At 34.4% G+C, this 24,828-nt stretch carries 28 protein-coding genes; 13 read left to right on the top strand and 15 right to left on the bottom strand.

Annotation, left to right across the window (positions count from 1 at the left end; all coding sequences use genetic code 11):
- Positions 1-85: 85 nt before the first annotated feature.
- Positions 86-319 (top strand): hypothetical protein, encoded by a 234-nt coding sequence (locus MYP_RS16975; RefSeq protein ID WP_045465935.1) that lies wholly within the window; start codon positions 86-88, stop codon positions 317-319.
- 76 nt (positions 320-395) lie between these two features.
- Here MYP_RS16975 and MYP_RS16970 read toward each other — a convergent pair whose 3' ends face one another.
- Positions 396-833, bottom strand: coding sequence for a peptidylprolyl isomerase (locus tag MYP_RS16970; protein ID WP_045465932.1), 438 nt, complete (start codon positions 831-833; stop codon positions 396-398).
- A gap of 165 nt (positions 834-998) precedes the next feature.
- On the opposite strand from MYP_RS16970, the gene MYP_RS16965 reads away from it, so the two are divergent.
- The gene (locus MYP_RS16965) at positions 999-1,550 is read left to right on the top strand and encodes a hypothetical protein (RefSeq protein ID WP_045466238.1); all 552 of its coding nucleotides are present in this window, start codon (positions 999-1,001) and stop codon (positions 1,548-1,550) included.
- Positions 1,551-1,589: 39 nt separating this feature from the next.
- On the opposite strand, the gene MYP_RS16960 is transcribed toward MYP_RS16965, so the two are convergent.
- A complete protein-coding gene (locus MYP_RS16960; protein ID WP_045465929.1) occupies positions 1,590-1,943 on the bottom strand; it encodes a hypothetical protein in 354 nt (117 codons plus the stop codon).
- A 313-nt stretch (positions 1,944-2,256) separates the two neighbouring features.
- On the opposite strand from MYP_RS16960, the gene MYP_RS16955 reads away from it, so the two are divergent.
- A complete protein-coding gene (locus MYP_RS16955; protein WP_045465926.1) occupies positions 2,257-2,928 on the top strand; it encodes an RluA family pseudouridine synthase in 672 nt (223 codons plus the stop codon).
- Here the strand turns inward: MYP_RS16955 and MYP_RS16950 are convergent.
- Positions 2,906-3,310: a DUF3224 domain-containing protein gene (locus MYP_RS16950; protein WP_045465923.1), complete on the bottom strand. Its 405-nt coding sequence runs from the start codon at positions 3,308-3,310 to the stop codon at positions 2,906-2,908. The genes MYP_RS16955 and MYP_RS16950 overlap by 23 nt on opposite strands.
- Positions 3,311-3,535: 225 nt before the next feature.
- On the opposite strand from MYP_RS16950, the gene MYP_RS16945 reads away from it, so the two are divergent.
- Positions 3,536-3,994 carry a hypothetical protein gene (locus MYP_RS16945; protein WP_156140692.1) on the top strand — a complete coding sequence of 153 codons (459 nt, stop codon included), beginning with the start codon at positions 3,536-3,538 and terminating at the stop codon, positions 3,992-3,994.
- 336 nt (positions 3,995-4,330) lie between these two features.
- On the opposite strand, the gene MYP_RS16940 is transcribed toward MYP_RS16945, so the two are convergent.
- The 5 genes from MYP_RS16940 to MYP_RS16920 are packed head-to-tail and all read right to left on the bottom strand — an operon-like array spanning position 4,331 to position 7,396.
- Positions 4,331-4,726 (bottom strand): hypothetical protein, encoded by a 396-nt coding sequence (locus MYP_RS16940; protein WP_045465917.1) that lies wholly within the window; start codon positions 4,724-4,726, stop codon positions 4,331-4,333.
- Positions 4,710-5,471, bottom strand: coding sequence for a class I SAM-dependent methyltransferase (locus MYP_RS16935; protein ID WP_045466235.1), 762 nt, complete (start codon positions 5,469-5,471; stop codon positions 4,710-4,712). The genes MYP_RS16940 and MYP_RS16935 overlap by 17 nt, the downstream gene beginning before the upstream one ends.
- Positions 5,456-6,193, bottom strand: a complete 738-nt coding sequence (locus tag MYP_RS16930; protein ID WP_045465914.1) for a DUF2071 domain-containing protein — start codon at positions 6,191-6,193, stop codon at positions 5,456-5,458. Before MYP_RS16930 ends, MYP_RS16935 begins: the two co-directional genes overlap by 16 nt.
- Entirely contained in the window at positions 6,180-6,581 is a 402-nt protein-coding gene (locus MYP_RS16925) for a DoxX-like family protein (RefSeq protein ID WP_045466233.1), read from the bottom strand. Before MYP_RS16925 ends, MYP_RS16930 begins: the two co-directional genes overlap by 14 nt.
- 26 nt (positions 6,582-6,607) lie before the next feature.
- Complete coding sequence (locus MYP_RS16920) at positions 6,608-7,396, bottom strand: DUF2310 family Zn-ribbon-containing protein (protein ID WP_045465911.1); 789 nt, start codon at positions 7,394-7,396, stop codon at positions 6,608-6,610.
- A 404-nt stretch (positions 7,397-7,800) separates the two neighbouring features.
- Here MYP_RS16920 and MYP_RS16915 point away from each other — a divergent pair, with 404 nt between their 5' ends.
- Together MYP_RS16915 and MYP_RS16910 are read left to right on the top strand one after the other, a co-directional pair.
- Positions 7,801-9,249 (top strand): RapZ C-terminal domain-containing protein, encoded by a 1,449-nt coding sequence (locus MYP_RS16915; protein ID WP_045465907.1) that lies wholly within the window; start codon positions 7,801-7,803, stop codon positions 9,247-9,249.
- Positions 9,250-9,266: 17 nt separating this feature from the next.
- Positions 9,267-9,983: a nucleotidyltransferase family protein gene (locus tag MYP_RS16910; protein WP_045465904.1), complete on the top strand. Its 717-nt coding sequence runs from the start codon at positions 9,267-9,269 to the stop codon at positions 9,981-9,983.
- 124 nt (positions 9,984-10,107) lie between these two features.
- On the opposite strand, the gene MYP_RS16905 is transcribed toward MYP_RS16910, so the two are convergent.
- On the bottom strand, positions 10,108-10,908 hold the full coding sequence (locus tag MYP_RS16905) for an SDR family oxidoreductase (protein ID WP_045465901.1): 801 nt from the start codon (positions 10,906-10,908) through the stop codon (positions 10,108-10,110).
- Between the two features lie 136 nt (positions 10,909-11,044).
- On the opposite strand from MYP_RS16905, the gene MYP_RS16900 reads away from it, so the two are divergent.
- On the top strand, positions 11,045-11,434 hold the full coding sequence (locus MYP_RS16900; RefSeq protein ID WP_045465897.1) for a tautomerase family protein: 390 nt from the start codon (positions 11,045-11,047) through the stop codon (positions 11,432-11,434).
- Between the two features lie 69 nt (positions 11,435-11,503).
- Here the strand turns inward: MYP_RS16900 and MYP_RS16895 are convergent, their stop codons facing one another.
- Positions 11,504-12,826 carry a DEAD/DEAH box helicase gene (locus MYP_RS16895; RefSeq protein ID WP_045465895.1) on the bottom strand — a complete coding sequence of 441 codons (1,323 nt, stop codon included), beginning with the start codon at positions 12,824-12,826 and terminating at the stop codon, positions 11,504-11,506.
- Positions 12,827-13,482: 656 nt separating this feature from the next.
- On the opposite strand from MYP_RS16895, the gene MYP_RS16890 reads away from it, so the two are divergent.
- Positions 13,483-14,394 carry a hypothetical protein gene (locus MYP_RS16890; RefSeq protein WP_045465891.1) on the top strand — a complete coding sequence of 304 codons (912 nt, stop codon included), beginning with the start codon at positions 13,483-13,485 and terminating at the stop codon, positions 14,392-14,394.
- 328 nt (positions 14,395-14,722) lie between these two features.
- Here the strand turns inward: MYP_RS16890 and MYP_RS16885 are convergent, their stop codons facing one another.
- The 3 genes from MYP_RS16885 to MYP_RS16875 all read right to left on the bottom strand — a co-directional run bounded on the left by MYP_RS16885 (position 14,723) and on the right by MYP_RS16875 (position 16,856).
- A complete protein-coding gene (locus tag MYP_RS16885; protein WP_045465888.1) occupies positions 14,723-15,283 on the bottom strand; it encodes an RNA 2'-phosphotransferase in 561 nt (186 codons plus the stop codon).
- Between the two features lie 12 nt (positions 15,284-15,295).
- Positions 15,296-15,799 (bottom strand): endonuclease V, encoded by a 504-nt coding sequence (locus MYP_RS16880; RefSeq protein ID WP_045465885.1) that lies wholly within the window; start codon positions 15,797-15,799, stop codon positions 15,296-15,298.
- A 541-nt stretch (positions 15,800-16,340) separates the two neighbouring features.
- On the bottom strand, positions 16,341-16,856 hold the full coding sequence (locus MYP_RS16875; protein WP_045465881.1) for a D-glycero-alpha-D-manno-heptose-1,7-bisphosphate 7-phosphatase: 516 nt from the start codon (positions 16,854-16,856) through the stop codon (positions 16,341-16,343).
- A gap of 87 nt (positions 16,857-16,943) precedes the next feature.
- Between MYP_RS16875 and hemG the strand changes: the two genes are divergently transcribed.
- Together hemG and MYP_RS16865 are read left to right on the top strand one after the other, a co-directional pair.
- The gene (gene hemG / locus MYP_RS16870) at positions 16,944-18,275 is read left to right on the top strand and encodes a protoporphyrinogen oxidase (protein WP_197060108.1); all 1,332 of its coding nucleotides are present in this window, start codon (positions 16,944-16,946) and stop codon (positions 18,273-18,275) included.
- 22 nt (positions 18,276-18,297) lie between these two features.
- Positions 18,298-19,035 carry a polyprenol monophosphomannose synthase gene (locus MYP_RS16865; RefSeq protein ID WP_045465878.1) on the top strand — a complete coding sequence of 246 codons (738 nt, stop codon included), beginning with the start codon at positions 18,298-18,300 and terminating at the stop codon, positions 19,033-19,035.
- 34 nt (positions 19,036-19,069) lie between these two features.
- Here MYP_RS16865 and MYP_RS16860 read toward each other — a convergent pair whose 3' ends face one another.
- Positions 19,070-20,287, bottom strand: coding sequence for an ABC transporter permease (locus MYP_RS16860; protein WP_045465876.1), 1,218 nt, complete (start codon positions 20,285-20,287; stop codon positions 19,070-19,072).
- 228 nt (positions 20,288-20,515) lie between these two features.
- Here MYP_RS16860 and MYP_RS16855 point away from each other — a divergent pair, with 228 nt between their 5' ends.
- The 3 genes from MYP_RS16855 to MYP_RS16845 are packed head-to-tail and all read left to right on the top strand — an operon-like array spanning position 20,516 to position 23,101.
- Positions 20,516-21,658 carry an exo-beta-N-acetylmuramidase NamZ family protein gene (locus MYP_RS16855; RefSeq protein WP_231570065.1) on the top strand — a complete coding sequence of 381 codons (1,143 nt, stop codon included), beginning with the start codon at positions 20,516-20,518 and terminating at the stop codon, positions 21,656-21,658.
- Between the two features lie 31 nt (positions 21,659-21,689).
- Complete coding sequence (gene fmt, locus MYP_RS16850; RefSeq protein ID WP_045465873.1) at positions 21,690-22,619, top strand: methionyl-tRNA formyltransferase; 930 nt, start codon at positions 21,690-21,692, stop codon at positions 22,617-22,619.
- Positions 22,613-23,101, top strand: coding sequence for a dihydrofolate reductase (locus tag MYP_RS16845; protein ID WP_045465871.1), 489 nt, complete (start codon positions 22,613-22,615; stop codon positions 23,099-23,101). The genes fmt and MYP_RS16845 overlap by 7 nt, the downstream gene beginning before the upstream one ends.
- On the opposite strand, the gene MYP_RS16840 is transcribed toward MYP_RS16845, so the two are convergent.
- Complete coding sequence (locus MYP_RS16840; protein ID WP_045465869.1) at positions 23,098-24,816, bottom strand: glycosyltransferase family 39 protein; 1,719 nt, start codon at positions 24,814-24,816, stop codon at positions 23,098-23,100. The two genes, MYP_RS16845 and MYP_RS16840, sit on opposite strands and share 4 nt — an antisense overlap.
- Between the last annotated feature and the right edge of the window lie 12 nt (positions 24,817-24,828).

Here is a 24,828-nt window from a genome sequence, read left to right as displayed (position 1 = left end):
CGCTCAGAAGTTAGTTCCTTTTTTCAAGAAATTTTATTCATCTTTCAAATGTTAAAATTATAAACCAGTTCTTGGAGGAGATTTTATGAAAACGTTTATTTACAATCCCAGCACACTGGAAGTGAAATTTGCAAAAGCATTTGAGAGTTTGATCAAAAATATTGAAGAGAAAATAAAGCCAAATAAGATTGTAGGAGTCGATAAAAGATTAAAGGATGACAACCCTAAAGTGATTTTTAAAATCGAGGATAATGAAGGAGATAGTCATGAAATCGTCATCCAGATAATCCAGAGAATGGATGAGTATGATGATTTCTAATTGGATAAAATTCAAAAAGAAAGCTAAAAACGTATTAGTTTTTAGCTTTCAATATTAATGGTTGTAACAGAGAAAATTAACCCTCAATAATAACTATCTTTTCAATCTTATCCCCTTGTTTGATCTGATCAACGATGTCTACTCCTTCAGTAACTTTTCCGAAGCAGGTATGATTTCTGTCAAGATGTTTGGTATTTGTTCTGCTGTGACAAATAAAAAACTGAGAACCACCAGTGTTTCTTCCGGCATGTGCCATAGAAAGTACACCACGATCATGGAATTGATTCTCTCCATCTAATTCACATTTAATTTGGTATCCAGGCCCCCCTCTGCCATCTCCATTAGGGCACCCCCCCTGAATTACAAAGTTAGGTATGACCCTGTGAAAAGATAATCCGTCATAGAATCCCATTTGGGATAACTTCACAAAATTCTTTACAGTGTTCGGAGCATCTTTTTCGTAAAACTCAATTTTCATTACACCCTTGCTGGTGTGCATTTCTGCCTTTAACATGCTTATATTGGATTTTTGATTTCAAACAATGAAACAAATTAATCATTAAGACAGTTTGATGCCAATAAAAAAAGCATATTAATTATCGGAATAGGAAAATATAAATATTTTTTTTTCTTTTTTCGATTTTTTTGCCATTTTCAAATGAAAATTCACGAAAAATTTATGTTACGAAAAAGTTTACAAGCGCTTGTTATTTTATTGTTTATTGCCTTTACTTCAAAAGGACAAAATTTGCCTGTTGACCAGAATACAGGTAAAATAACTTTTATAAATATCGTTGAGTCTGCACCTCTTACAGAGAAAGATGTATTCACCATTGCACAGGACTTTGGGAAAGCTAAAAACTGGCCTGTAAAAAGTCAAGATGATGCAGCTTATACTATAGTTTTTAATGCACAGATACCTGTGGAATATGAGGCAGTAAAACCAGGAAAAAAAGATAAAGGAGTTGTAAAGTTTACTTTTTCAGTTTTTTGCAAAGCAGGGAAATACAGATATATCTTAACTGACTTTGTGCATGAAGGTCAGAATGGTGCTGGATCTGGAGGTAAGCTGGAAAATACAACAGCGGACTGTGGTAAAGATGCAATGTTGGCAAAAAGCTGGGTAATTATTAAAAACTCTACTCAAACTCAGGTAAATGCGCTAATAGAAGAGTTCAAGAAAAAGGTAAAAGAAGCTCAAAACGATCCTGCTAAGAAAAGTGATTGGTAAATTAAAAAAGCCTCAGAAAAAAAACTGAGGCTTTTTTAATTATTTTCTCTGTTCATTTAACTCCGCTTCTTCCATCATTGAGTTGTTTAAACCCTTTAACTTTTCATATAGCAATACCTTATAATCATTTCCTTCCTCTGCTTTAATTTTCTCATTTACAAATACCCCGCTTTTCTGGAGCATGCTGCTTTGCAAAATATCAGAATAAGAATCAATAATGGTTTTGGTTAACTCTAATAAATCTTTCAGTCCTTTCTTTTCTTTCAATTCTTGTTCATTAGGAAAGTTAATACCTAAAAGAAAATTGTATTTTGGAATGATTTCTTCCTGTAAGATATACATTAAATCTCGGTGGTCTTCTTGATTTTCCGGAAACAGACTGATACGATCCATGGCAGGATAAATATTTAAATTTCAGGCAATTTAATAGATAATTTTAAATATTAAAATAATCTATTAATTCAAAATCTTTCAACTGATGAATTCCTCAAAATACGTTTTCTCCAAATAGAAACAAGAAGGATCACCATAGACTCCCAAACACTGGTAATAAAAGTAGTCTCTGGGATGCTGCATCTCATGTTTTTTTTCTTTCTGTAGCTACTTTCATGGGGTTGAAAGACTGATCAGAAGAATAATACTTTATCGCTTTTTTAACCTCCCCCATATTTATTAGCTTTGAAAGTCAGAATTACATAATTACCTCATGTCTATTAAAATCAATGTTCCTGATCATATTCTATATGAAGACTCTAGTATTATAGTAATAAATAAACCATGTAGTCTGATGGTTGAGCCAGACAGAAATGGTCATCCCAATTTGCTTCAGCAAGTGCAAAAATATGAGCGAAGCTTGCATCCAAAATCTAAAGAAGTTTACATTCAGCATGTGCATCGACTTGACAGACCTGTAAGCGGGATTGTACTATTTGCAAGAAAAAAATCAGTATTAAAAAATCTGAGTGAGCAATTTGCCACCCGACAAGTGAAGAAGTATTACCAGGCACTTACTGAAACTTCTCCGACTACCAAAGAAGGAAAGCTTGAAAATTATTTATGGAAGGATAAAAAAAACAAACAAGCTGTGATTGTGGATCCATCACATACAGATGCCGAAAAAGTTTTACTTGATTACATAATAACTCCCTTTAAAAATAATTTTCAATTATGGAACATTCGTTTGCATACAGGTAAATATCATCAAATAAGAGCTCAATTAGCTGCTTCAGGATGCTCTATTCTTGGGGATGCTTTGTATGGATCTAAATTTGAATATGCTCCCAATTCCATAGCTCTCCATGCCTCCACACTTCATTTTAAACATCCTCAAACAGGCGATGCAATTGAGATAAAGGCTAATCCTCTTTGGTTAATTTAGTGTCAAATTCGAGTTGAACCGCTATATTAACTTTTTTATCCTTTGCAGAGACTAATGTTATGTCTCCTTTAATTCCTAAAAAATCATTAGTTCCAGACCCAGGAACTATTTTCTTTATTGTCTTGCCCTCTTCAATCTCCGAATAACCATAATTTTCCAAAACAAAGGTCCCTGATTTTTCTCCAATATTTCCAGAAAATCTTTCAATGCCATAAATTTGTTCTTCAATTCCGAAAGGTAATGTTGCAACTATCCCAGTTCCATGTATCTCACCTTCATATAAGCACACATAACTTGCCTGAGAACATTCCTGTCCATCAATCATTAATGATTTCAATATTTTACTTTTAACAGTTAACAGAGCAGACAAAGTAGCTTGCATATATTTCAATTTAAAGATTAGACACCAGTTAAATTAATTGTTGCAACTCTATGATAAATCATTTTGAAAGAAGAACAAATATATTAATATTCAAACACTTACTTAACAAACCTATCAAACTTGAATTAAAAAACAGATTAAAGTAAACAAAATGCCATTTTTTATCTTTTTATTGCTATTTTACCATATATTATTACCTTCAAATTCAATAAATTCTATCAAATTATGAGAAACTATTTGATTATACTCTTCATGGTGGTAATATTTATACCCCTTGAAGCCGGCATTAGTCAGGTGACTAAAGCACAAACAAAACAATTTCTTACCAGAACCAACAAGGCTATTACAACTGCTCACTCGGCAATTAAAAGAGGTAAGGTTTACAACGGAGATTATGTAAATGCTCTCAGACACCAACAATTTGCCAAGAAAATGTATATAAGAAACCAGTATCAAAAAGCAATTTATCATTCTAAAAAGGCTCGATCACTGGCTTTTAAAACCATCACAGATAACAGCGCTCGTATTCCTTCTGAATGTAATATAACTAAAGAAGAAAAAGCTATGATAGGCACTTCAGTTCCATCTGACCGAGTTTTGGCAGAGGAAATTGCTCTAGATGGCCAACATAATTTAAAAGATACTGATGTCATTGATAAAACTGTTGACCTTACACTACCTTAAAATATAAGGAGAGGAATTTTCCTCTCCTCAATTAGATTAGTCAATGCTTTGCAATTAACTGTACAGTTCCATCCCAGGTATAATAGCGCAGAGCAAATAATATTTTACCAATTCATATCTAATAATCAACCAAATAACATCAACTGAGCAAACCATTGTATCCTCTAACAATTACATCTTGAGCATTTTAGAAAAAAATGGTAAAAACCAGACTACATAAAGCAAAATCTTATTTTAAAAGAAGAATTATATATATATAGTTTAAAATGGAAGTAGACCTTTTATAGATTTGCGTGTTCCAGATGTGAATTAGTATTTAGGGCTGTTATACCCAACTCACATAAGATAAGCCGCTAAAAATACAACTGTGAAATAAGTCCAGATGAGCGAGAATACTATGTGAACAAAAGTCTCTAACGCCTTTCCTTTCCAAAGTTTGGGAGAGTATACAAAAAACTGAAATAACATCCGAAGTCCCCAGAAGACTGCCAATGCAAGCACCACTTGTTTCCCAAGCTTTGTATTCAATAATTCTTCTGCACTGAAAAAACAAAACATTCCAAATAAAAATACGACAAGAGCAATAAAAAATGTATGCACGTACATAAGCTGCTTATTGATCAAGCTTACGGATTGTAACTCATTTTCCCAATCAAAGTATTTGGGAAAGATCACATGAATGAAAGCAAGTATCATGGAGGTTATGCCTATGATTTTAAGATGCAGTTCCATACTTTTTTAATGCGTAACCAGATATAAATGGTGTAATTTTTATTTCTTTATAAATTTTCAAGCCTGCTCCTGTAAATACTTTTAGCCAATTTTTCCCGGAATAAAAATGAAAGAAACCAATATTATAAGCAATAAAATTTACTAGGTCTCTTTGATGTTCAACCACAATGATCATCCCCTGAATTGTAATAGCTTTTCTTAACTGTTCGAAAAACAATATTCTTTCATCTTCATTTCTTATTTCATGAGCAGCAAACATAAGTAGTATTATATCAACACTACCTTCTTCTAATGGGAGAGCCTTAGTATTAATAATCTCTGTACCCGGATAAGGTTTATAAAGTTTTCTTGCCCTTTCAATAGAGACTTCTGTATGCAATAACGGATCATAAAAATCAAAAATAGAAAATTTTGCTTCAGGATATTTTCTTTTCAAGACTTCACTTATTTCATCAAATCCAGCATTGATATTAACAATTGATTCAGGCTTAAATGAAATCAGTTTATCAAGAAAGCGGAGTTTGTATAAGTCAGTTAAATCATAAACATAAAGTGAAGTAACAAGAGAAAGAGCAATACTGAGCAATGTGACAAGAATAGTTGCTGTGATAATAATATTATCAGGAAAGTTAATCTTTCCGATTATCAATAATAAAAGAAATACCAAAGCAATAACAAAGGTATGCCAGTTAAACAGAATAATATTTGTTACCCCCTGGAATGGTTTTCTTATTGTGCTGTCCATTTTTCTATCACTCCTTTTTTCCAATAGTAAGGAATATTCTGTATTAAAAAGGCATTTGCCAGCTGTACTCCTTCGAAATTCATTTGATTTAAAAATCCTACTTTTGCTTTAATCATTTCTACCGGTTTTGGTATCCATGATTCCCTTACTCCCTCTATAATTAAAACTTCTGAAGCTGCAGCATTATAAGTGAAGGTAAAAGGCAATGGTCCTGCATATCTCCTTGCTTCTTTCCAATTATTAAAAGGTGAGCCTTGGGGTAATGGAGCATTTTCACATAAACTGACTTCTATATCCAGCGCTGATTTAACAGATGATACAGAGAAAGCCTCTTTTGTACTCTTAATTGTGATATCCGTTGTTGAATAATTGTAATGTGTAAAAATATTTCCAATGAAAGACATCTTTCTTTTATTGGTTTCTGACTTCAATATATAAAGACCTCTAAGCCTCTTTCCTCTGTTATTATGAAATTTCACAAAGATCCTGAATCCTGCCAGAAAAAAATCATTACCCATAAACTTCGGAGTGCCTTTGGGCCTAAGGTCTTTAGTCTGCACAAGAGCAACTGCTACAAATCCCCACTTATCGTCAAATGTGTCTAACTCCAGACATAGAGGAATAAGACTTTGAAGCTGTTCCTTAGGGACGGCATAGGTAAGCACAAGAGAGCTTTCAAAAAAAGTCTCTACTGCAAACGGATGATTTTTAAGAGACAGCATTATCTGAAGTTGTATTAATTCTTACTGGAAAAAATTCATTCATATAAACCAAAATCACAAATACCAATGCCACAAATAAATTTGCCCGACCAAACAGGAGCAGATCAGGAGCAAGGATGGCTTCGATCATATTCATTGTAATGACTAGTGCGATCTGAACAATTGAACACCATTTTGATTTTATTCTGCTTACTATCCAGACTACTATAAACAACTCTCCTACCCCAATAGCTTTTGTAATCTGCAAAGCATGATCGTCTCCTAAAATTCGTCCAACAATTTCCTGATGGCGAGGTACCATATTTAAAAGCTTGCAGAACAATCCATTGATTAGCCAGACAAGAGCTATGCCCAATTGTAAAATAATTTTCAGATTACCTTGTTTCATTTTGAAAATCATACTTATTCTAAAAATCAATATGTCATTGTTGATACAAGTCTGCATTTATCACACTTGCAGTCATAAAGTCTAAAATCTGAATGTTCCTCTATAATCCAATCACCTTTACAATCCGGACAAGTTCTCATAATAAGATCTTCTGTCCCTGAGATTTGCGCACCATAAAACAGATAATAATATGTAGGGACTCCAGTAATTTTTTCAAGATTAGCACAACAATCTCTACCTTTTTTATTCAATTCACTATTGGGATTGCTTAATTGTTCAGAGGTCCATACTTCTCCTCCATAATCACTATACCATAGACCCTCAATATGATCGAAGTCCCGGTTCCACATTACAATATCGCTGAAAGATTCTCCATTACAGGTGTATGGCAATTTATATAACGGAATTTGATCCATTGAATCTCCGTCATGAATTGGGGAAATACGGTTAGATTTTAAGATTAAAAATTTTGGTTTTTCATAAATTAAAGTTTCTTCAAATTCCGGATCAAGACCTATGTAAACAAATTCAAATGAGCAATTAAAATAATCAATAAGTCTATTTTTGTAAATTTTAGTAACCTTAGTTGAATATTTATCTTTATAAGAATCTTTTTCAGGACAGAACAAGTTTAACTCAAACCCATCTTCGATAGATTCATATTGCCACTCAAGATTAATAATTTGGCTATTCCTGAATAACCCACCCAGGTAATTCCCCATCTGTTCAAAAAAATTATGCCGGTTGAAATATTCTTCTAAAAACTCCTTATCAGCAATTTTTCCACCGTGGATTTTAAGTTTGACTATATGCATATCAGGGTAATTGTATCTGTCTTTTGTTTGTTAGAAAATATTATTTTTCTTTTTATTCTCCGGTCAAGTCGCCAGCAGGCAGCTATGGCATGACATTAAACTCAGATTTGCTGAAAAAATATTTTTTTTAAATACTCATGTTTCGGTAAAAAACCTTCCTTTAGTATACGTGAATTTTATTGACAGAAGTTATAGCTATCAGCGTCAGCAGAATTTCGATATTCTACTACAAATCAACAGTTTAAATTTAAAACTTCACTTTAATTAAAAATATCCTTTTATAAAAATGAATTTCAGACAACTAATTATTGTTTTATTTACTTTGTAATAAAAAAAGAATATAGAATATTCAAATCCAAATTTAAAATAAGGAGTTTTTACCTCCTTTAGAAATCAGAAGCAACATGTCTACAATTATAGAACAAGTAAAAACATTTTTTGAAAGCTGGAAACCCGAAACACCGGTGGAGGACGTCCGACAACTTGCTCAGGCAGGAAGTGACAGACAGTATTTCAGAGTAAAAACACCCCCTCGTTCCTATATTGTTACCTATAATAACAATACCCCTGAAAACTCTGCATTTCTGGAATTTTCAAGGCATTTTGCCAGCAAGCAACTTGCAGTTCCGGAAATATTTCATTCCAGTGCTGATAAACAATTCTATATCCAGGCAGATCTGGGAGATACATCATTGTTTGATATAGTTCAGACCGAAGGTTATACAGACCGTACCTTTGAATTGTATCAAAAAACCTTCGCTCAGCTTGCTCAGTTGCAGATTCAGGGTGGCACAGGCCTTAACTATGATTACTGCATTGCTACCCGTTCATTTGACAGACAGGCTATCTACTCTGATTTACTATATTTTAAATATTACTTTCTGCGAGCACTTAAGCTTAACTATGACAAAAACCTGTTGTTAAATGACTTCGAAATGCTCAGCTACTATCTGATGCAGGAGCGCAACAAGTATTTCATGCACAGAGATTGCCAGAGCAGGAACGTAATGGTAAAAGATGATAAAGTTTACTTTATCGATTATCAGGGAGGCATGCAAGGTGCCCTTCAGTATGACGTGGCTTCAATGCTATGGCAGGCTAAAGCCGCTTTACCATTTGAATGGAGAGATGAACTTGTACATTATTATTTTGACAGGGTAAATGATCTTTTGGGAAATCAGCTCAACAAAAAAGATTTCCTTGATATATACAAAGGCTTTGTCCTTATTAGAATGCTTCAAACCCTTGGAGCTTATGGCTTCCGTGGACTCTTTGAACGCAAACCTCATTTCATTAGCAGCATTCCTTTTGCATTGAGGAATTTACGTTGGTTTCTTGAGAATAAGGGAATACCAATCAGGCTGCCTGAATTAGAAAAGGTACTTAACGCTATGGTGGATGAAGAGATCATTAAACGCTTTGAAAACATTAAGGCTGATAAGGAAAGTAAGTTAGTTGTTAAGATCTGTAGCTTCTCCTATAAAACCGGACATCCTGAAGATTTATCAGGAAATGGCGGGGGATTTGTTTTTGATTGCAGAGGTATCCTGAATCCCGGTAGATATGAGCCTTATAAAAAACTTACGGGAAGAGATAAACCTGTTCAGGATTTCCTTCTTTACCAGACTGAAATGCCCGTATTCCTTCAGCACGTTTACAGCCTTGTTGATATAAGCGTTTCTGATTATCTGAAAAGAGACTTTGACAGTCTGATGATTAGTTTTGGCTGCACAGGCGGGCAACATAGAAGTGTATTTGCTGCGGATAGTCTTGCAAAGCACCTTCAGCAAAAGTTTGGGGTTAAAATTGAATTATCACACTGCATCCAGGATGCTAAAAACTGGGTTAACTAATAAATCAGATTATTTTTATGAAGGCAATGATATTTGCTGCAGGTTTGGGAACCCGCTTAAAGCCCTTTACAGAAAATCATCCCAAAGCACTGGCTGTTGTAAACAATAAGTCTTTATTACAAAGGAATATTGAATATCTCAAAGGATATGGAATATATGAATTTGTCATAAACGTTCATCATTTTCCGGATCAGATCATTTCTTTCTTAAAAGAGCAAAACAACTTTGGTTGCAAGATCAGTATTTCCGACGAAACAGATGCCCTTCTTGAAACTGGTGGCGGTCTAAAAAAGGCATCCACTTTTCTAAAAGGCAATACACCCTTTCTCGTGATGAATGTAGATATGCTCACTAATCTGGCAGTAGATAAAATGATAGCCTTTCACAAATCCGGCAAAGCTCTTGCAACCCTCGCCGTGACAAGACGTGAAACTTCCAGGTATTTTCTATTCAACGATAAGAACGAATTATGTGGGTGGCAGAATACTAAAACAGGTGAAGAAAAAATAAAGAGAACGGAAGATGATTTAACGCCAAAAGCTTTCAGTGGAATTCATATAATTGAGCCCCAAATATTTGATCTGATAAACCGGGAAGGTAAATTTTCAATGGTGGATGTCTACCTTGATTTATGCAGCAAACATACTATCATGGGGTTTGATCATACTAACGACATTTTGCTGGATGTAGGAAAACCAGAATCTATTCAACAAGCGGAGGCTTTGTTTTCTTAAATTCCTTCTCCTTAAGGACAAGTAAAACTTAATGAGCTTTGCCTATAATTGATGCCATCGCTTCAAGCTATGCATATAGGATCTGAATGAGAACTTCTTTTTTATTCAGCTGAAAGATCATGAATTAAATCTTGTAAAATCCTGCAATGATGCGCTCAAACACATAATCAGGAACAATCTTTTTTATTAGTACAGAGAGTTTCTCAGTTACTTTACCAACTCTGTAAATCATCTTAACCTTGTCAGCCTTCATGATTGATTCGATAAGCGGTCCGAATACTTCCGGCTCAAGACCTTTTTTTACACTATTATTAATAGCATCATAGGCTCTTCCAAAGCTATCCCTATACGGACTACCTTCGGGTACCGGAGTATACAGCCTGTTTGCACTTATATCTGTTTTAATCCCGCCTGGCTGAATACAACAAGCCTTTACTCCAAATTTCTTTGTTTCAATTCTCAGAGCTTCAGTAAAGCGGTCTACAGCTGCTTTGCTTGAGCTATAGACACTCCTGTATGGCAATCCCATTTCAGAAGCAATGGAACTTATATTAATGATCAAACCAGACTTATTATTTCTCATAGAAGGTAAAACCGCCTGACAAACTCTGATAACTCCGATAAAGTTTGTACTCATTACTTTTTCTGCATCAGTTAAGGACAAGTATTCACATCCTCCGGCAATTCCAATACCTGCATTGTTTATTACAACATCGATTCTTCCATGTTCTTTTAAAATATTATTGGTCGCATTAAGAACACTTTCATTATCGCAAACGTCCATTGGAAGAGCTTTAAATTTTAGCCCGTCTTGTTTTATTGACCTGGAAGTACCATATACTATGTGGCCTTTAGCAGCCAGATAATCTGCAATCACTTTTCCTATGCCGGATGAAGCACCGGTTACAAGTACAATTTTTGACATTCTTAATAAGAAATATTTTTACGAATATATATATAGTTCTATGGAGGAGCAAAATTAAGGAACTCATTTCCTGTAATATTCAAAAGCAGATTCTGTAACCAGTTTTTTGTTTTATTTGCAATAAAAATAACAAACAATGTCACAGGTAAAAATATATGGGTTAAAAGAAAAGCTTGACCTTGTAAAAAAGGAGCTTTCCGATGTTATTCATGAATGTGTTGTGGAGGCTCTGGAGTTCCCAAGAGACAAGCGCGCGCATAGGTTTATAGGTCTAGCAAAAGACGATTTTTATTATCCGGATGGGCGTACCGAAGCCTATACCATTATTGAATTGATAATGATCGAAGGAAGAACTGTTGAGACCAAAAAGAAACTCGTCAGATTGTTATTTGAAAGAATAAAAGAAAAAATTGGTATATCTGAAATAGATATCGAAATATGCATAATGGAGGCTCCTGCACATAACTGGGGTTTCAGAGGATATCACGGTGATGAAGTAAAGCTTAATTATAATGTATCCATATAAATAAAAAGCCCTTCAGAATATATTTCAGAAGGGCTTTTAAACTCTATAACCTATACTTTCCAATACTTGTTATCTGGCCTCTTTGGAAGTTTTGTTATTGTTGCTCTGCTTATTATTCCCGTGTGATTTTTTTCTTCCGAACCATTTAGGTTTTCCTCCTCCGGAAGGCTTACTGCTTTGCTTAGAGGCACCTGGTTGGCTTTGCTTTGGTCCAGCTGACCGACCCGAGTTGGTAGATTTAGGAACTTCAATACCAGGCCCATCAAAAGGATGTTCTTTGATTACAGGAATTTCCTTTGCGATCAATTTATTGATCGCTCTGAGATAAGCACGTTCTTCCGTATCACAGAAAGCAATTGCAATCCCGTTAGCTCCGGCTCTTCCTGTCCTTCCAATTCTGTGTACATAGGTTTCAGGCTCATTGGGCAATTCATAGTTAATAACGTGCGAAAGCTTTTCTATGTCTATCCCTCTAGCAGCAATATCTGTGGCTACCAGTACCCTGATTTTCTTAAGTTTAAAATTCTCCAATGCTCTTTGTCTTGCATTTTGAGATTTATTGCCATGGATAGCTTCAGCCGTTATCCCTGCTTTGGTAAGATCCTTACTGATTCTGTCTGCACCATGTTTGGTTCTCGTAAATATTAAGGCCTGAGGAATAGCAGGATCTTTAAGCAAATGAATCAACAATCCTTTCTTGTTGGATTTTTCAACATAATATACAGATTGATTCACAGTTTCGGCAGCAGACGAAACAGGAGCGACTTCAACTTTCGATGGATTTACCAGAATAGTTTCTGCAAGTTTTTTTATCTCCGGAGCCATCGTCGCTGAAAAGAACAATGATTGTTTTTTTGCAGGAAGTTTTGTCAGAATTTTTTTGATATCGTGAATAAAGCCCATATCCAGCATTCGGTCGGCTTCATCCAGAACAAAAATCTCAATATGATCCAGTTTTATAAATCCCTGGTTCATGAGATCCAAAAGTCTTCCCGGAGTAGCTACAAGAATATCTACTCCCCTTTTTAAAGCCTCCACCTGAGCATTCTGAGAAACCCCGCCAAATATTACAGCATGATTTACTCTTGTATTTCTACCATAAGCTGAAAAACTATCCCCTATCTGAATGGCAAGTTCTCTGGTCGGAGTAAGTATTAAAGACTTTACAGTTCTTTTACCTCTGTTATCGGAAATTTTACTTTCAAGCAATTGAATGATCGGCAATGCAAAAGCTGCCGTTTTTCCGGTACCTGTCTGGGCACAACCAAGCAGATCCTTCTTTTCAAGAATAAAAGGTATAGCCTGAGACTGAATAGAAGTTGGCTGTGTATATCCCTCTTGTTCCAGAGCCTCAAGGATCGGGGATATAAGATTTAAATTTTTAAAAGACATGTAATTTTGTTTTACAAGGGGCTTCACCTGAATCCTTCGTCGATTATATAAGAAGGATTTATCTACCTGTTTTTGACATTACCAGGGAAGTATATGTCCAATTGTGAATTCCCTTTTTGTGAATATTTTTGGAAAAAATTTCTTTCTGATTCCCTGGAAATTTTATTGCTTAAAACTGATTGTGTAACTTAAAAGAAACTAAATGAGGTAGTTATTAGTTCAATTTGCCTCATAATGAAGGGCTGAAGGAAACTCTGCAATCAATCCGCAAGTGCTACAACAGTTCAAAGCTAGGCAAATTATCTTGTAAAACCTAAAGATTAAGCAAGACGATACCCTAATGATCGGAATTAAGTTTAATTATTCTGCTAAACTTTTTCTTTAAAATTCAGTAAAACAGCCAATCAATTGATCTAAAGGATCAATATCAATTTTGAAGAAAATAAGCCAGATCTTGATGCATCAAATGATTATAATCACATAATTTTTCGTTTTTTTACCCGTTTTTCACCCAATGCAATGCGGATGAGTGTTTAATTCTCTAATTTTCAAATTACAAGAAGACTAAAAAATACCATTTGACTTGAATTTAAATTTGCTAAACCATATAAAATCCTTTTAATTTACAACCTCGAAAAATTGAACTAAAACAACTTATGGAACAAAAAAGCAACAAGACTGTAAAAATTCTCCTTGCTCTTTCACTCGTAGTGAATATTGCCTTAATCATTTTTGTAATTACTTTAAATAACCAAAATGATGAAAAAGCCCAAAAAATTGATGAGCTGACAGGTGTAGTAAGTACTAAAGACAGTGAAATCGTAGCTAAAACACAAGAACTGGAAACAATGAGCCAGGATCTTGAAAGAATCAGACAGGAAAGAGAAAACCTTGGATTACAAAATGACTCTCTTGATAAGCAAATCGCTAACCTGAACTCATTTATCACTCAGTTGAAAAAAACAAACAAGCTTGATTCTAAAAAACGTAAAGAACTTGAAGAGTTAGTTGCTAAACTTAGAGAAGAGATTACTACTAAAGATTATGAAATCGCTCAGCTAAAAACTGCTAATGATTCATTAAACACAAGTGTAAGCAATCTAACCCATGAAAAAAGAAGACTTGGAGATTCACTTGATCTTACTTCTAAAGAACTTGCTTATGCATCTATCCTCAAAGCCGAAGGCGTTAAGGTAACAGCGCTTAAAGAAAACGGAAAAGAAATGGATCAGGAAGAATACAAGCACAGCAAAATTGATAGAATAAAAATCACCTTTGTTCTTGCTGATAACAAAGCAGCTAAGAAAAACCTGAAAAAATTCTATGTAACACTTGTTCCTCCTTCAGGAACTCCATTCTCAGATCCTATCAACGGTGGTGGTATCATCAATCTTGCCGATGGAACTGAAGCTCAATACACACTTAGCCAGGATCTAAGCTTTGACAACTCTAATCAAAAGCTCTCTTTCATTCTTTCCAAAGGCTTCAACTATATTCCTGGTCAATACAAAATTCATGTATACTCTGAAGGACATAAAATCGGAGAAGGCGGCTTTAATGTAAAATAAGCTTTCAATAAGTTGAAAAATAAAAAAAACTCAGATGATAAGTCTGAGTTTTTTTATGTCTGATCTGGAATTCATGGGAGTATAGACAGAATTACCTTTGTCTGAACTGGGATTTATGGAATGAAAGGATAGATAAAATTATCTCTGATAAATTTCCTGGTTCAGACAATAAATGCTTTTGATAGTTTAGTTTTAAATTTGTTCTGGTAAAATACGGTTGTTTTTATCAAGCTAGATTGGGAATCATAATGTATTGTTTGTTTTTGAAATCGTAGCTAATCCTGTCTATTCCTTAATCCACGAATCCCAGTTCAAACAAAAGATAATCCTACAATACCATCAATCCCTGTTTCAAATACCTAACAGGAACATGCTCTGTAAGCCATACCTTATTCTCCGACAAATAAAAGACAAAACCCTCTGCGAACATCTCTCCTGATACTACTTCAAAAATCACAGGCTTTCCGTGCCTCTTGCCCACAGATATAGCTGTTGTAACATCAACACTTAAATGTACATGTTGACGACTTTGCTTTATAAGTCCGGTTTTTAGTATTAATTCAGAAAAACATTCTGCGGAGCCATGATATAATATTTCAGGTGGTTTTTGAGGCTCATAGCCCAATTCAATTTTAACCGAATGCCCCTGACTGGCTCTTATCAAAGTTTTATTTTCGTTGAATGCAAATCTTTTTTTATTATTGGTATCGACAACATAATCCAGTATTTCCATTGATATATTGAATCCATGTTGATTTATTTTAAAAATCAGCAATTGAGTATCAACCCAACCATTCCTGTCAAGATTGATACCAATAGTCTCTGGTTTATGCCTTAATACCAGGCTTAAAAACTTACTGATTCTTTGATTTTCTTTTTCGCTTATCATTCTGAGAAAAAATTATAGCTCCTTTGTCAAACTGTCCAATTGCTTCAAAAGGTCGGGAATCCTGTATTGACCGTACATGGATTGAACATATGCTGAAGCTTCATGAACCTGTACTCCCACAGAAGTAACATACAAAGGCTTTCTGCTTTCACCCCTGTATACTTCTTTTTTTAAATTATAGATTTGAGCAAAATTGGTTTTGGCTACTCCAATAACAGGGATATGCTGTTCCAATGCATTATAAAGGTGAGCTCCCAATCCTGGTTTAAATTCATCATCAAGAAAGACAAAGCCATCCACTACAATGATGGTATTAATATCAACCTTTATTTTCTTTAATAAACTCAAAATACAAGGTAATTCCCGTTTATAGAAAGCTCCTGATTCATATTCGCTCACATCTTCTATTATTTCTGAATATATATTAGAAGGAATTTTATCATTCCATTCTGCAAATTCAAGACAGACCGTTTTTGCTTTGTTTTCAAAATAATAAGTATCAAAAGCTAAAATCATAAATGCAGATGTATAAACCTTATTCAAAAAGAAACTACTAAAATTATCCTTCTCCCAATATTTAAAGCTTCTAAACCTGTTCCATAAATAAAATTTAACCAGTCTTTTCGAAATTTATGATATTGGATTCGAGAATAGTATGGTGTATTCAGATTAAAACTTAAGAGAAAAGAAGTATAGTAAATTCAGAAAAAAAATTGAATAAATTAAAGATTTTGATTCGTCACTTTAGGGTCTCAATTCCTCAAATAATTCTTCAAAATTGCATAAAACATAAAAAATTCAAAGAAAAACTACGTCCATCAAAATGCCTAAAACAATATAACTTTACCTTATTTACAATGATTTACACTCCAAAACATGAAACAATTTTAAAAATTTACGTATAACAATACATTGAATAAGAGTAATAAGTAGTAAAACAAGCTACTCATTACATTTCATCTATTTTTTCATATTTTTTTAATTTTTTTTTATCTGAAAAAAACTGGCCTCTGATGTATTTCAGAGGCCTTTTTTAACCATTCGGAACTTCTTATTTTTATACTTGCAGAATTAATTCTGATGCTTTTTTAAGATCATCAGCTTTAATATTTACTTCAACCGGGTTAGGCTCTTCATGTCCTACAAGGACTGTTTTAATTCCAAGTTTCTTTGCAGGTATCAAATCCCGGTTTTTATCCCCAATCATCCAGGAAGATTCTATGTCTATATCAAATTTAGCAATTGCTTTTTCAAACATAAGCGAATCGGGCTTTCTTGAAATTGATTCAGAAATTGTCTGATGGTATGGACTATAATAATATCTATCTATAAGAGATCCACACTTCTCCTGGAAAAAATCATGACAGATTTTGACATCCTCGTGACCATAAATGCCTTTCGCAATTCCTGATTGGTTTGTAATGACTACCAACAGATAACCTGCCTTTTTAAATGCCTCTAAAGCTTCTATTACTCCAGGTATAATTTTAAAATCTTCCAAAGTATAGGTATAGTCAACTTTGTCAACATTAATTACACCATCACGGTCAAGAAAAATACATTTAGCGCCCATTAAATTTCCTTATTTTTTTTTTCCAAAAATAATCCTTTTATGTGCATTGGAATGTATTTTCGCAGGCAGGAACTTACACCAGATATTATGGTTGGAATAATCGGAGCAGGAATTTCAGGATTAACATTGGCTTTTCACCTTCAGGAAAAGAACATCCCTTACCTCTTATTGGAAGAAAAAGACATTACTGGAGGATATATAAAAACTGAAATCAGGGAGAATTATATACTTGATATAGGACCAAACAGTATTTTGGCTGATGAAGAAATAATAAATTTCTTTAAAACACTAGACATTGAAAATGAACTTATTGAAGCAAATCCTAACAGTAAAGCACGCTTTATTTATAAAGCCGGAAGATACCGGATTTTGCCCGATTCACCACCCAGATTACTCAAAAGCAATTTCTTTTCTTTCAAAACCAAAATTTCAATCCTAAGGGAATTTTTCAGAAAAACAGAAAAGGTTGAAGATGAAACTTTAGCCCAATTTATAACCAGAAGATTTAATAAAGAAGTCACAGATTACGTACTAAATCCATTTGTAACAGGTATTTACGCCGGAAATCCTGAAAAACTGCTGGTAAAACTTACTTTTCCCATTTTAAATGACCTGGAAAATAAATATGGTTCCGTTTTAAAAGGAATGATAAAATCCGGAGGAAGCGGTAGAAGAAAATCATTTAATTTTAAAAAAGGCATGGCTACATTTCCAAAAGCCATTGCTGAAAAACTCAAAAATCTTCATGTCAATACAAAAGTTGAAAAAGTTGAATATCTAAATGGTCAATTCAAGGTAACTGCTCTTTCGAATGAACAAAAACTATCGTACGACTTCAGTCAATTGGTAATAGCGACTCCTGCATTTACAGCATCTTCTATTGTAAAAAATATATCTCCAGATGTTTCCCAAGCTTTAAGTCAGGTTGAATATCCTCCTATGGCCTTGGTTCATACCATATATTCAAAAGAAAATGTCAAAGGTGAGTTGAATGGTTTTGGTGGACTGAATCCTAAAATTGAAAATAAATTTGCATCCGGTTCCATCTGGACCTCTTCTGTATTTTCAAACAGAGTCCCAACTGATCAAATACTTCTGACATCTTTTGTTGGGGGCAGTCAATATTATGACCAATATATAAGCGAAGACCATCAGATCAAGGAAAACATTACCCGGGATTTTCAAAAAGATTTGAAGATTGAAGGAACACCTCTGATGCAGAAGATTCATAGATGGGAAAAAGCAATCCCTCAATATGATAAGAACCTTCAAGCAGCTTATTCAGAAATAGAAAAGCTTCAGATCAAAGGCTTATATTTCTGTGCTGGCTGGTACAAAGGAATATCACTTTCAGATTGCATAAAAAACGCAATGCAGCTTGCTAAAAATATTTCCACCTTAAAGGATATTCATTCTTAAAATAGTTTTTTATTTTTAACACGTGGAAAAGGCGATTGTCATTATACCTACTTATAACGAGAAGGAAAACATTGAAACTGTAATCAGAAAGGTTTTTACATTAAGTATTCCTTTTGATGTTCTTATTATAGATGATGGCTCGCCTGACGGAACTGCAGATATTGTTAAAGAACTTCAGCTTGAATATCCCGGAAGGCTTTTTCTCGAGCAAAGAAAAGGAAAGCTTGGACTTGGCACTGCCTATATACATGGTTTCAGATATGCCATTGCGAGAAATTATGAATACATCTGCGAAATGGATGCTGACATGTCTCACAATCCTGAAGATCTTGTTAAGTTATATAATTCATGTGCAGAGCAAGGCTATGATTTAGCTATCGGCTCCCGTTATGTAAATGGAATAACTGTAATTAACTGGCCAATGAGCAGGGTTTTAATGTCCTATTATGCCAGTACTTATGTGCGATTTATTACAGGCATGAGAATTCAGGATACCACTGCCGGTTTTAAGTGCTACAGAAAAAAAGTTCTTGAAACAATTAACCTGGATGATATAAAGTTTACTGGATATGCTTTTCAGATCAAAATGAAATTTTTAACCTGGAAATATGGGTTCAAAATAATAGAAGTGCCGATTATATTCACTGATCGTACACTTGGCCAGTCAAAAATGTCTTCCGGAATTTTTAAAGAAGCTGTATTTGGCGTGCTTCAGATGAAGATCGAGAGTCTTTTCAAACAATATATACCAGAAGAATAATTAACTATCATACAATTATTCTTCTGATTTTTCTCTAACTGAATTTTATTGATTTAACCGGCTTTATTTTTGAAATCACAAATACCGGAATAAACATCACTAGGGCTATCAGAATAAATGTCATTAAATTTATTAATCCCAATACTTCAAAATTCCATTCAATAGGAACAGAACTCATATAATAATTCTCCGGGTCAAGGGGTATAATTTTAAAGTAATACTGCAAAAGGCAAAAACCAATCCCAGCTATATTTCCCCAAAGCATCCCTCTTAGAATTATAAAAATACCGTTATACCAGAATACTCCCCGAATTTGTCCATCCGTAGCACCGAATGCCTTTAATATACCTATCATCCGTGTCCTTTCCATAATCATGATAAAAAGGGTTGAAACCATATTGAAACTGGCAACAAAAAGAATAAGTACCAGAAAAATAGCAACATTTCGATTTAGCAAAGCAAGCCAGTCAAAAATCTGTATATATCTATCAGTTATTTTCTCCAGTTGCATATCATAGTCCATTGCATCAAAAACCTTTTCTGAAGCAGTGTCCAGTGTTGAGAAATCTTTCAGAAAGATTTCGTATCCTCCAATCAATTCCTCATTCCAGTTATTAATTTTCTGCAACAGCCTTATATCTCCAAGAATAATGAGATCATCAAATTCTTCAAGTCCGGTTTCGTATATTCCTTTGATCAGAAGTTTTCTATATCGTGGGGGATTCTGGACAAAAAAAATCATAACACTATCACCAATGCTTAGCCTCATTTTATTGGCTATCATTTTACTGATCATGATTTCCCTTGAATATCCGCTATCGGGCAATGTCAAAAATCTACCTTCTACGATATTATCTTTAAACCTGGAAAAGCTAAAATCTTTTCCTATTCCTTTCACTATTACCCCATTTACTTCCTCATCCGTTTTAAGCAAGCCTGCCTTTTTGCTATAAACCTGAATATGAGCTATCTCTTTTATCTTTGAAGGATGGTCGTATAAATCTGTGTGTTTCGGAAAAGGTGATTCTTCATAAGAACGACTAATATCATGCCTGCTAACCTGAATATGTGCACCAAAACTAAAAATCTTCTCTTTGATTCTTTTTTTAAAGCCTTCCAGTATACCAAAAGACACAATAATAAAGGCAAGTCCAATGGCAATACTTGCTATCGCTATATTCCTGACCAGATATGTAAAAGAATCTTTTCTGACGTGACGAATTCTACTGGAAATAAATTGGTATATATTCATGAACCGATCGAGCGGAAAATAACTTTCATATGATAGAACTGATTTAAATTAAAAACGATCTTAATAAAAGAAAGAAAATTATAAACCATCAAAAAAATCGTTTTAATTTTAACCCTTAAATATACTTACATATTTGTTTATCATTCAAAAAATTTAAAAATGGACAAAATGTTTTTGGCTTTTTTTCTATCATTCAGCCTGTTGGTGAATGTTTCATCCTGCCATTCAATGGATAAACAAACTGATTCTGCAAAAGATAATACTTCTCAGACTGCAGCTTCCCCGATTCTCCCCGGGGCTTATCAGATTGGGGAATATTTACCTTATCTGAAAAATAAAAATATAGCTTTGGTTGTAAATCAAACCAGTCTGATCAATAATACCCACCTGGCTGACACCTTACTTAGTCTCGGAGTGAAAATCAAAAAAATATTTGCTCCGGAGCATGGTTTTCGTGGAGAAGCAGATGCCGGCGAAACAGTGAAGAATGATGTTGATAAAAAGACAGGCTTACCTCTTGTTTCTCTATATGGCAACAATAAAAAGCCCACTGCAGACCAACTTAAAGATGTTGATGTTATAATATTTGACATTCAGGATGTTGGAGCGAGGTTTTATACCTACATCAGTACTATGCATTATTTAATGGAGTCCTGTGCTGAAAACAATAAGAGCCTTCTGATTCTCGACAGACCTAATCCTAATGGCTCTTACATTGATGGTCCGATACTTGAACCAAAGTATAAGTCTTTTGTAGGGATGCACCCTATTCCTATTGTTCATGGTCTGACGGTTGCAGAACTTGCTCAGATGATCAACGGAGAACGCTGGCTAGACAGCAATAAAACATGCAATCTAAAAATTGTGAAAGTGAAAAACTATGAACACAAAGACCGCTACGTACTACCTGTAAAACCTTCTCCAAACCTTCCAAACGAACTTTCAATCATGCTATATCCATCACTGGGACTCTTTGAGGGCACTGTAATGTCTGTAGGAAGAGGAACTGACAAAGCCTTTCAGGTTATTGGTGCACCTGATACCGCATATGGGGAAGATACATTTAAACCTGTTTCAACTCCTGGTGCCAAAAATCCTCCATATGAAAATAAGGTCTGCTATGGAGTTGATCTTACTAAACAATATCCTGAGCGGGGTTTGAAGCTGAAATATGTCATTGACATGTATAAAAAAGCACCCGACAAAGAAAAATACTTTAATAACTTTTTCAATAAACTTGCAGGAAACAGTAGCTTGCAGGATCAAATAAAAAAAGGGATGAGCGAAACTGCTATCAGGGAAAGCTGGCAGGCTAACCTTGACAAATACAAGCTCATGAGGAAAAAATATCTTTTGTACAAAGACTTTTAAACTCATCTTCATTCCCTGTTACCAACATTTTATGCCAAAAGATTTAAGAATCATTTATATGGGAACCCCGGATTTTGCTGTTCCCAGTCTGAAAATTTTAGTTAAGAACTCCTATAATGTAGTAGCTGTTGTTACTGCTCCTGACAAGCCTGCTGGGCGAGGATTAAAGCTAAAAGCTTCACCGGTAAAAGAGTATGCCGAATCAGTGAATATCCCTATTTTACAGCCTGTAAGCCTTAAAGATCCTGCATTTCTGGATGAACTGAAAAGTTATAATGCAAATCTTCAGATCGTTGTAGCTTTCCGTATGCTTCCCGAATCTGTCTGGAATATGCCTGAAATTGGGACCTTTAACCTGCATGCATCCCTCCTGCCTCAATACCGTGGTGCAGCTCCAATCAACTGGGCAATTATTAACGGAGAAACAGAAACAGGCATAACTACTTTTTTCCTTAAACATGAAATTGATACTGGAGATATAATTTTTCAAGAGAAAGAAATTATCTATACAGAAGATAATTTTGAAACGCTTTATGGAAGACTGATGAACCTTGGTGCTGAACTTGTACTGAATACCGTGCATGCAATAAAAAATGATGCGGTAGTTCCTAAACCACAGATGATGTCTCAGGAACTAAAACCAGCGCCTAAAATCTCAAAAGAAACAGGTAGGATCGATTGGTCAAAATCTTCTATCAATATAGCGAACCTGATAAGAGGTTTATCTCCGATTCCATCAGCATGGACCATATTAAATGACAAGGTTCTGAAAATATACAAAGCATCCATAGTGAATGCATTAAATGTAAAAAATCCGGAACAAAAATCATTTTTATCTGATAATAAAACCTATCTGTATTTCAGAACAGGCAATGGTTACCTTAGCCTAGAAGAAGTTCAGCTTGAGGGAAAGAAACGAATGATGATCGACGAGTTTTTAAGAGGATATAAACCATGCTAAAATCCATTATCGTAGCAGTCTCCGGCAATGATGTTATCGGTTATGAAAATAAACTTCCATGGCATCTTCCTGCAGACCTGAAGTATTTTAAGAATCTGACAATGGGCCATCATGTTATCATGGGTAGAAAAACCTATGAATCAATTGGGAAGATATTACCTGGAAGAACTTTTGTAATTGTAACCAGAGATAAAAGCTATACGGTACCGGGTGCCACTGTAGTTCATTCAATAGAAAATGCTTTTGAGTATTGCAATAAGAATAATGAATCTGAAGCTTTTATAATCGGAGGAGCAGACATCATTAATCAATCAGAGAAATTTGCTGATAAACTCTATCTTACAAGAATCCATGAGAATTTTGTGGGAGATGTATATCTTCATTTCAATATGAAACTTTGGAAAGAAATAAATTCTGAGGCCCATCTGGCAGATGAAAAAAACCTTTACAACTACTCCTTTCTCACCTATATGAAACATTAAGGAACGTAAATACAAACATCTTCGTCCTGATATTTTAACTTAAACTTATCTAAAATCCATGGAGCAGGTGTAGAAGCTCTGTTAATGACTACAGCATCAACGGCTTCATTTTTTGAATAGGCAAAAGAGATAGGTATTCCTGATTTAGCATACAGATACTCAGCCATCATACTATATTCCGAATTTTCAAAATATACGTTTCTTCTGTTTTCAGCAAGTAATTTCTCCGCAATCTTTTCGCTATGATGCCCTGTTTTTAAGTGTTTTCCAAACACTCCATTCTTCAGAGAGATTTCATTTAAACCAAAAACCATTATTAGCGCAACCAACAAGGAAAAAGAAAAAAACTTTTCATTCATTTTTGTCTTAATAAGAGAGAACAGAATTCCCCCTTCTATTGCAATAAAAATCCATATAAAGTTCAGCATCCTTCCAAATGGATATACCTGATGTCCAAACATAATTACCCATGGAATAAGCATTGAAAAAATAGTTAAGGACAAAATCAATCTGCTTACCTCATCCTTTTTCACAAACCATAATATAACGGGTAACACCGCCAGTGCGGAAATTATTACAGGCGCAGCATCATGTACTCCGATAAACCAGTCAATGATCTTTACTCTTATATGATCTTTTAAGACGGTATTTAAATATTCATTAGTATGAGGAGGAATAAATACAGCATCCCATCCATTAACAATGAATATAGGACCATATATTACCAAAACTGTTACAATAGAAAGTATTGAAAAAGCAATCAACTTGCCCGCATCCTGGACTCTTCCTTTTAAAATTAAATAGATAATAAAGAAGCCTACAACAGTTACAAAATTATAGGCAAATGAAAACACAGATACAAATCCCATTACTATTGAGAAATAAATCATTGCATAATCACCAGGACTACTTTTTCCCTCTCTGAAGATTTTCAGAATAAAATAAATCAACAGTAATGTAAATATCATTGTAAACGCATATCCTCTCGCATATACAAGACTGGTATTAACCCCCGCAGAGGCAGCAAATATTACTGCAGACAATAAAGTATGTCTTTTATTATTTAAGAAAGTATCAGCGATAACACAGTATAAGATATAAGTTACAATTCCTGCTAGCACTACTGGAAATCTCATGCTTACAAGCGAGTAAGGAGAAAAATAAAGAAAAATCCTTGACACAAAGGTCTGCAAAACATGGTTGCTTGGGAGAGGATACCAAAAAAAACTAAGCAAAGGATTATTCTTACCAAAAGACTGAAACATCCAGATTTCATCAGAATTTACAGGAAGGTTGAACATCAGATAAAGTCTATGCCAAATCAATGAAACCAGAATTATCACAGCCAATAGCCGCTCTGTTTTGGTCATTGAGCAGTAAAAAGCAATACAGTCCTTGAACAAACTTCTAAGTGTGTCATTCAGAGATATCAAAAGGTATTCGAGTTTATTCCATAAGTACAAGGAGATGCCAAAATTACAAACCAACAAAATCATGAAATAAATTCTAACCTTTAAGAACAATTCTTTAGTAGCAATAGCAAATACAAACTCTTTTCTTTCTTCTTTATTGAATAATGTAATAAGAGCATTGATACTTTTTTCGTACCCCAAAAGAAAAGATCCGGATAATAATAAAGCAATACTTGCCATCATTGCTATCAGCAAGACTTTAATTATAGTTGTTGATCCTTTACAATTTGCATTGAAGTTCATTTTCAATAACTT

The sequence above is a fragment of the Sporocytophaga myxococcoides genome, assembly GCF_000775915.1.
GTDB lineage: Bacteria > Bacteroidota > Bacteroidia > Cytophagales > Cytophagaceae > Sporocytophaga > Sporocytophaga myxococcoides_A.
This window is presented reverse-complemented; position numbering and strand designations above follow the sequence as displayed.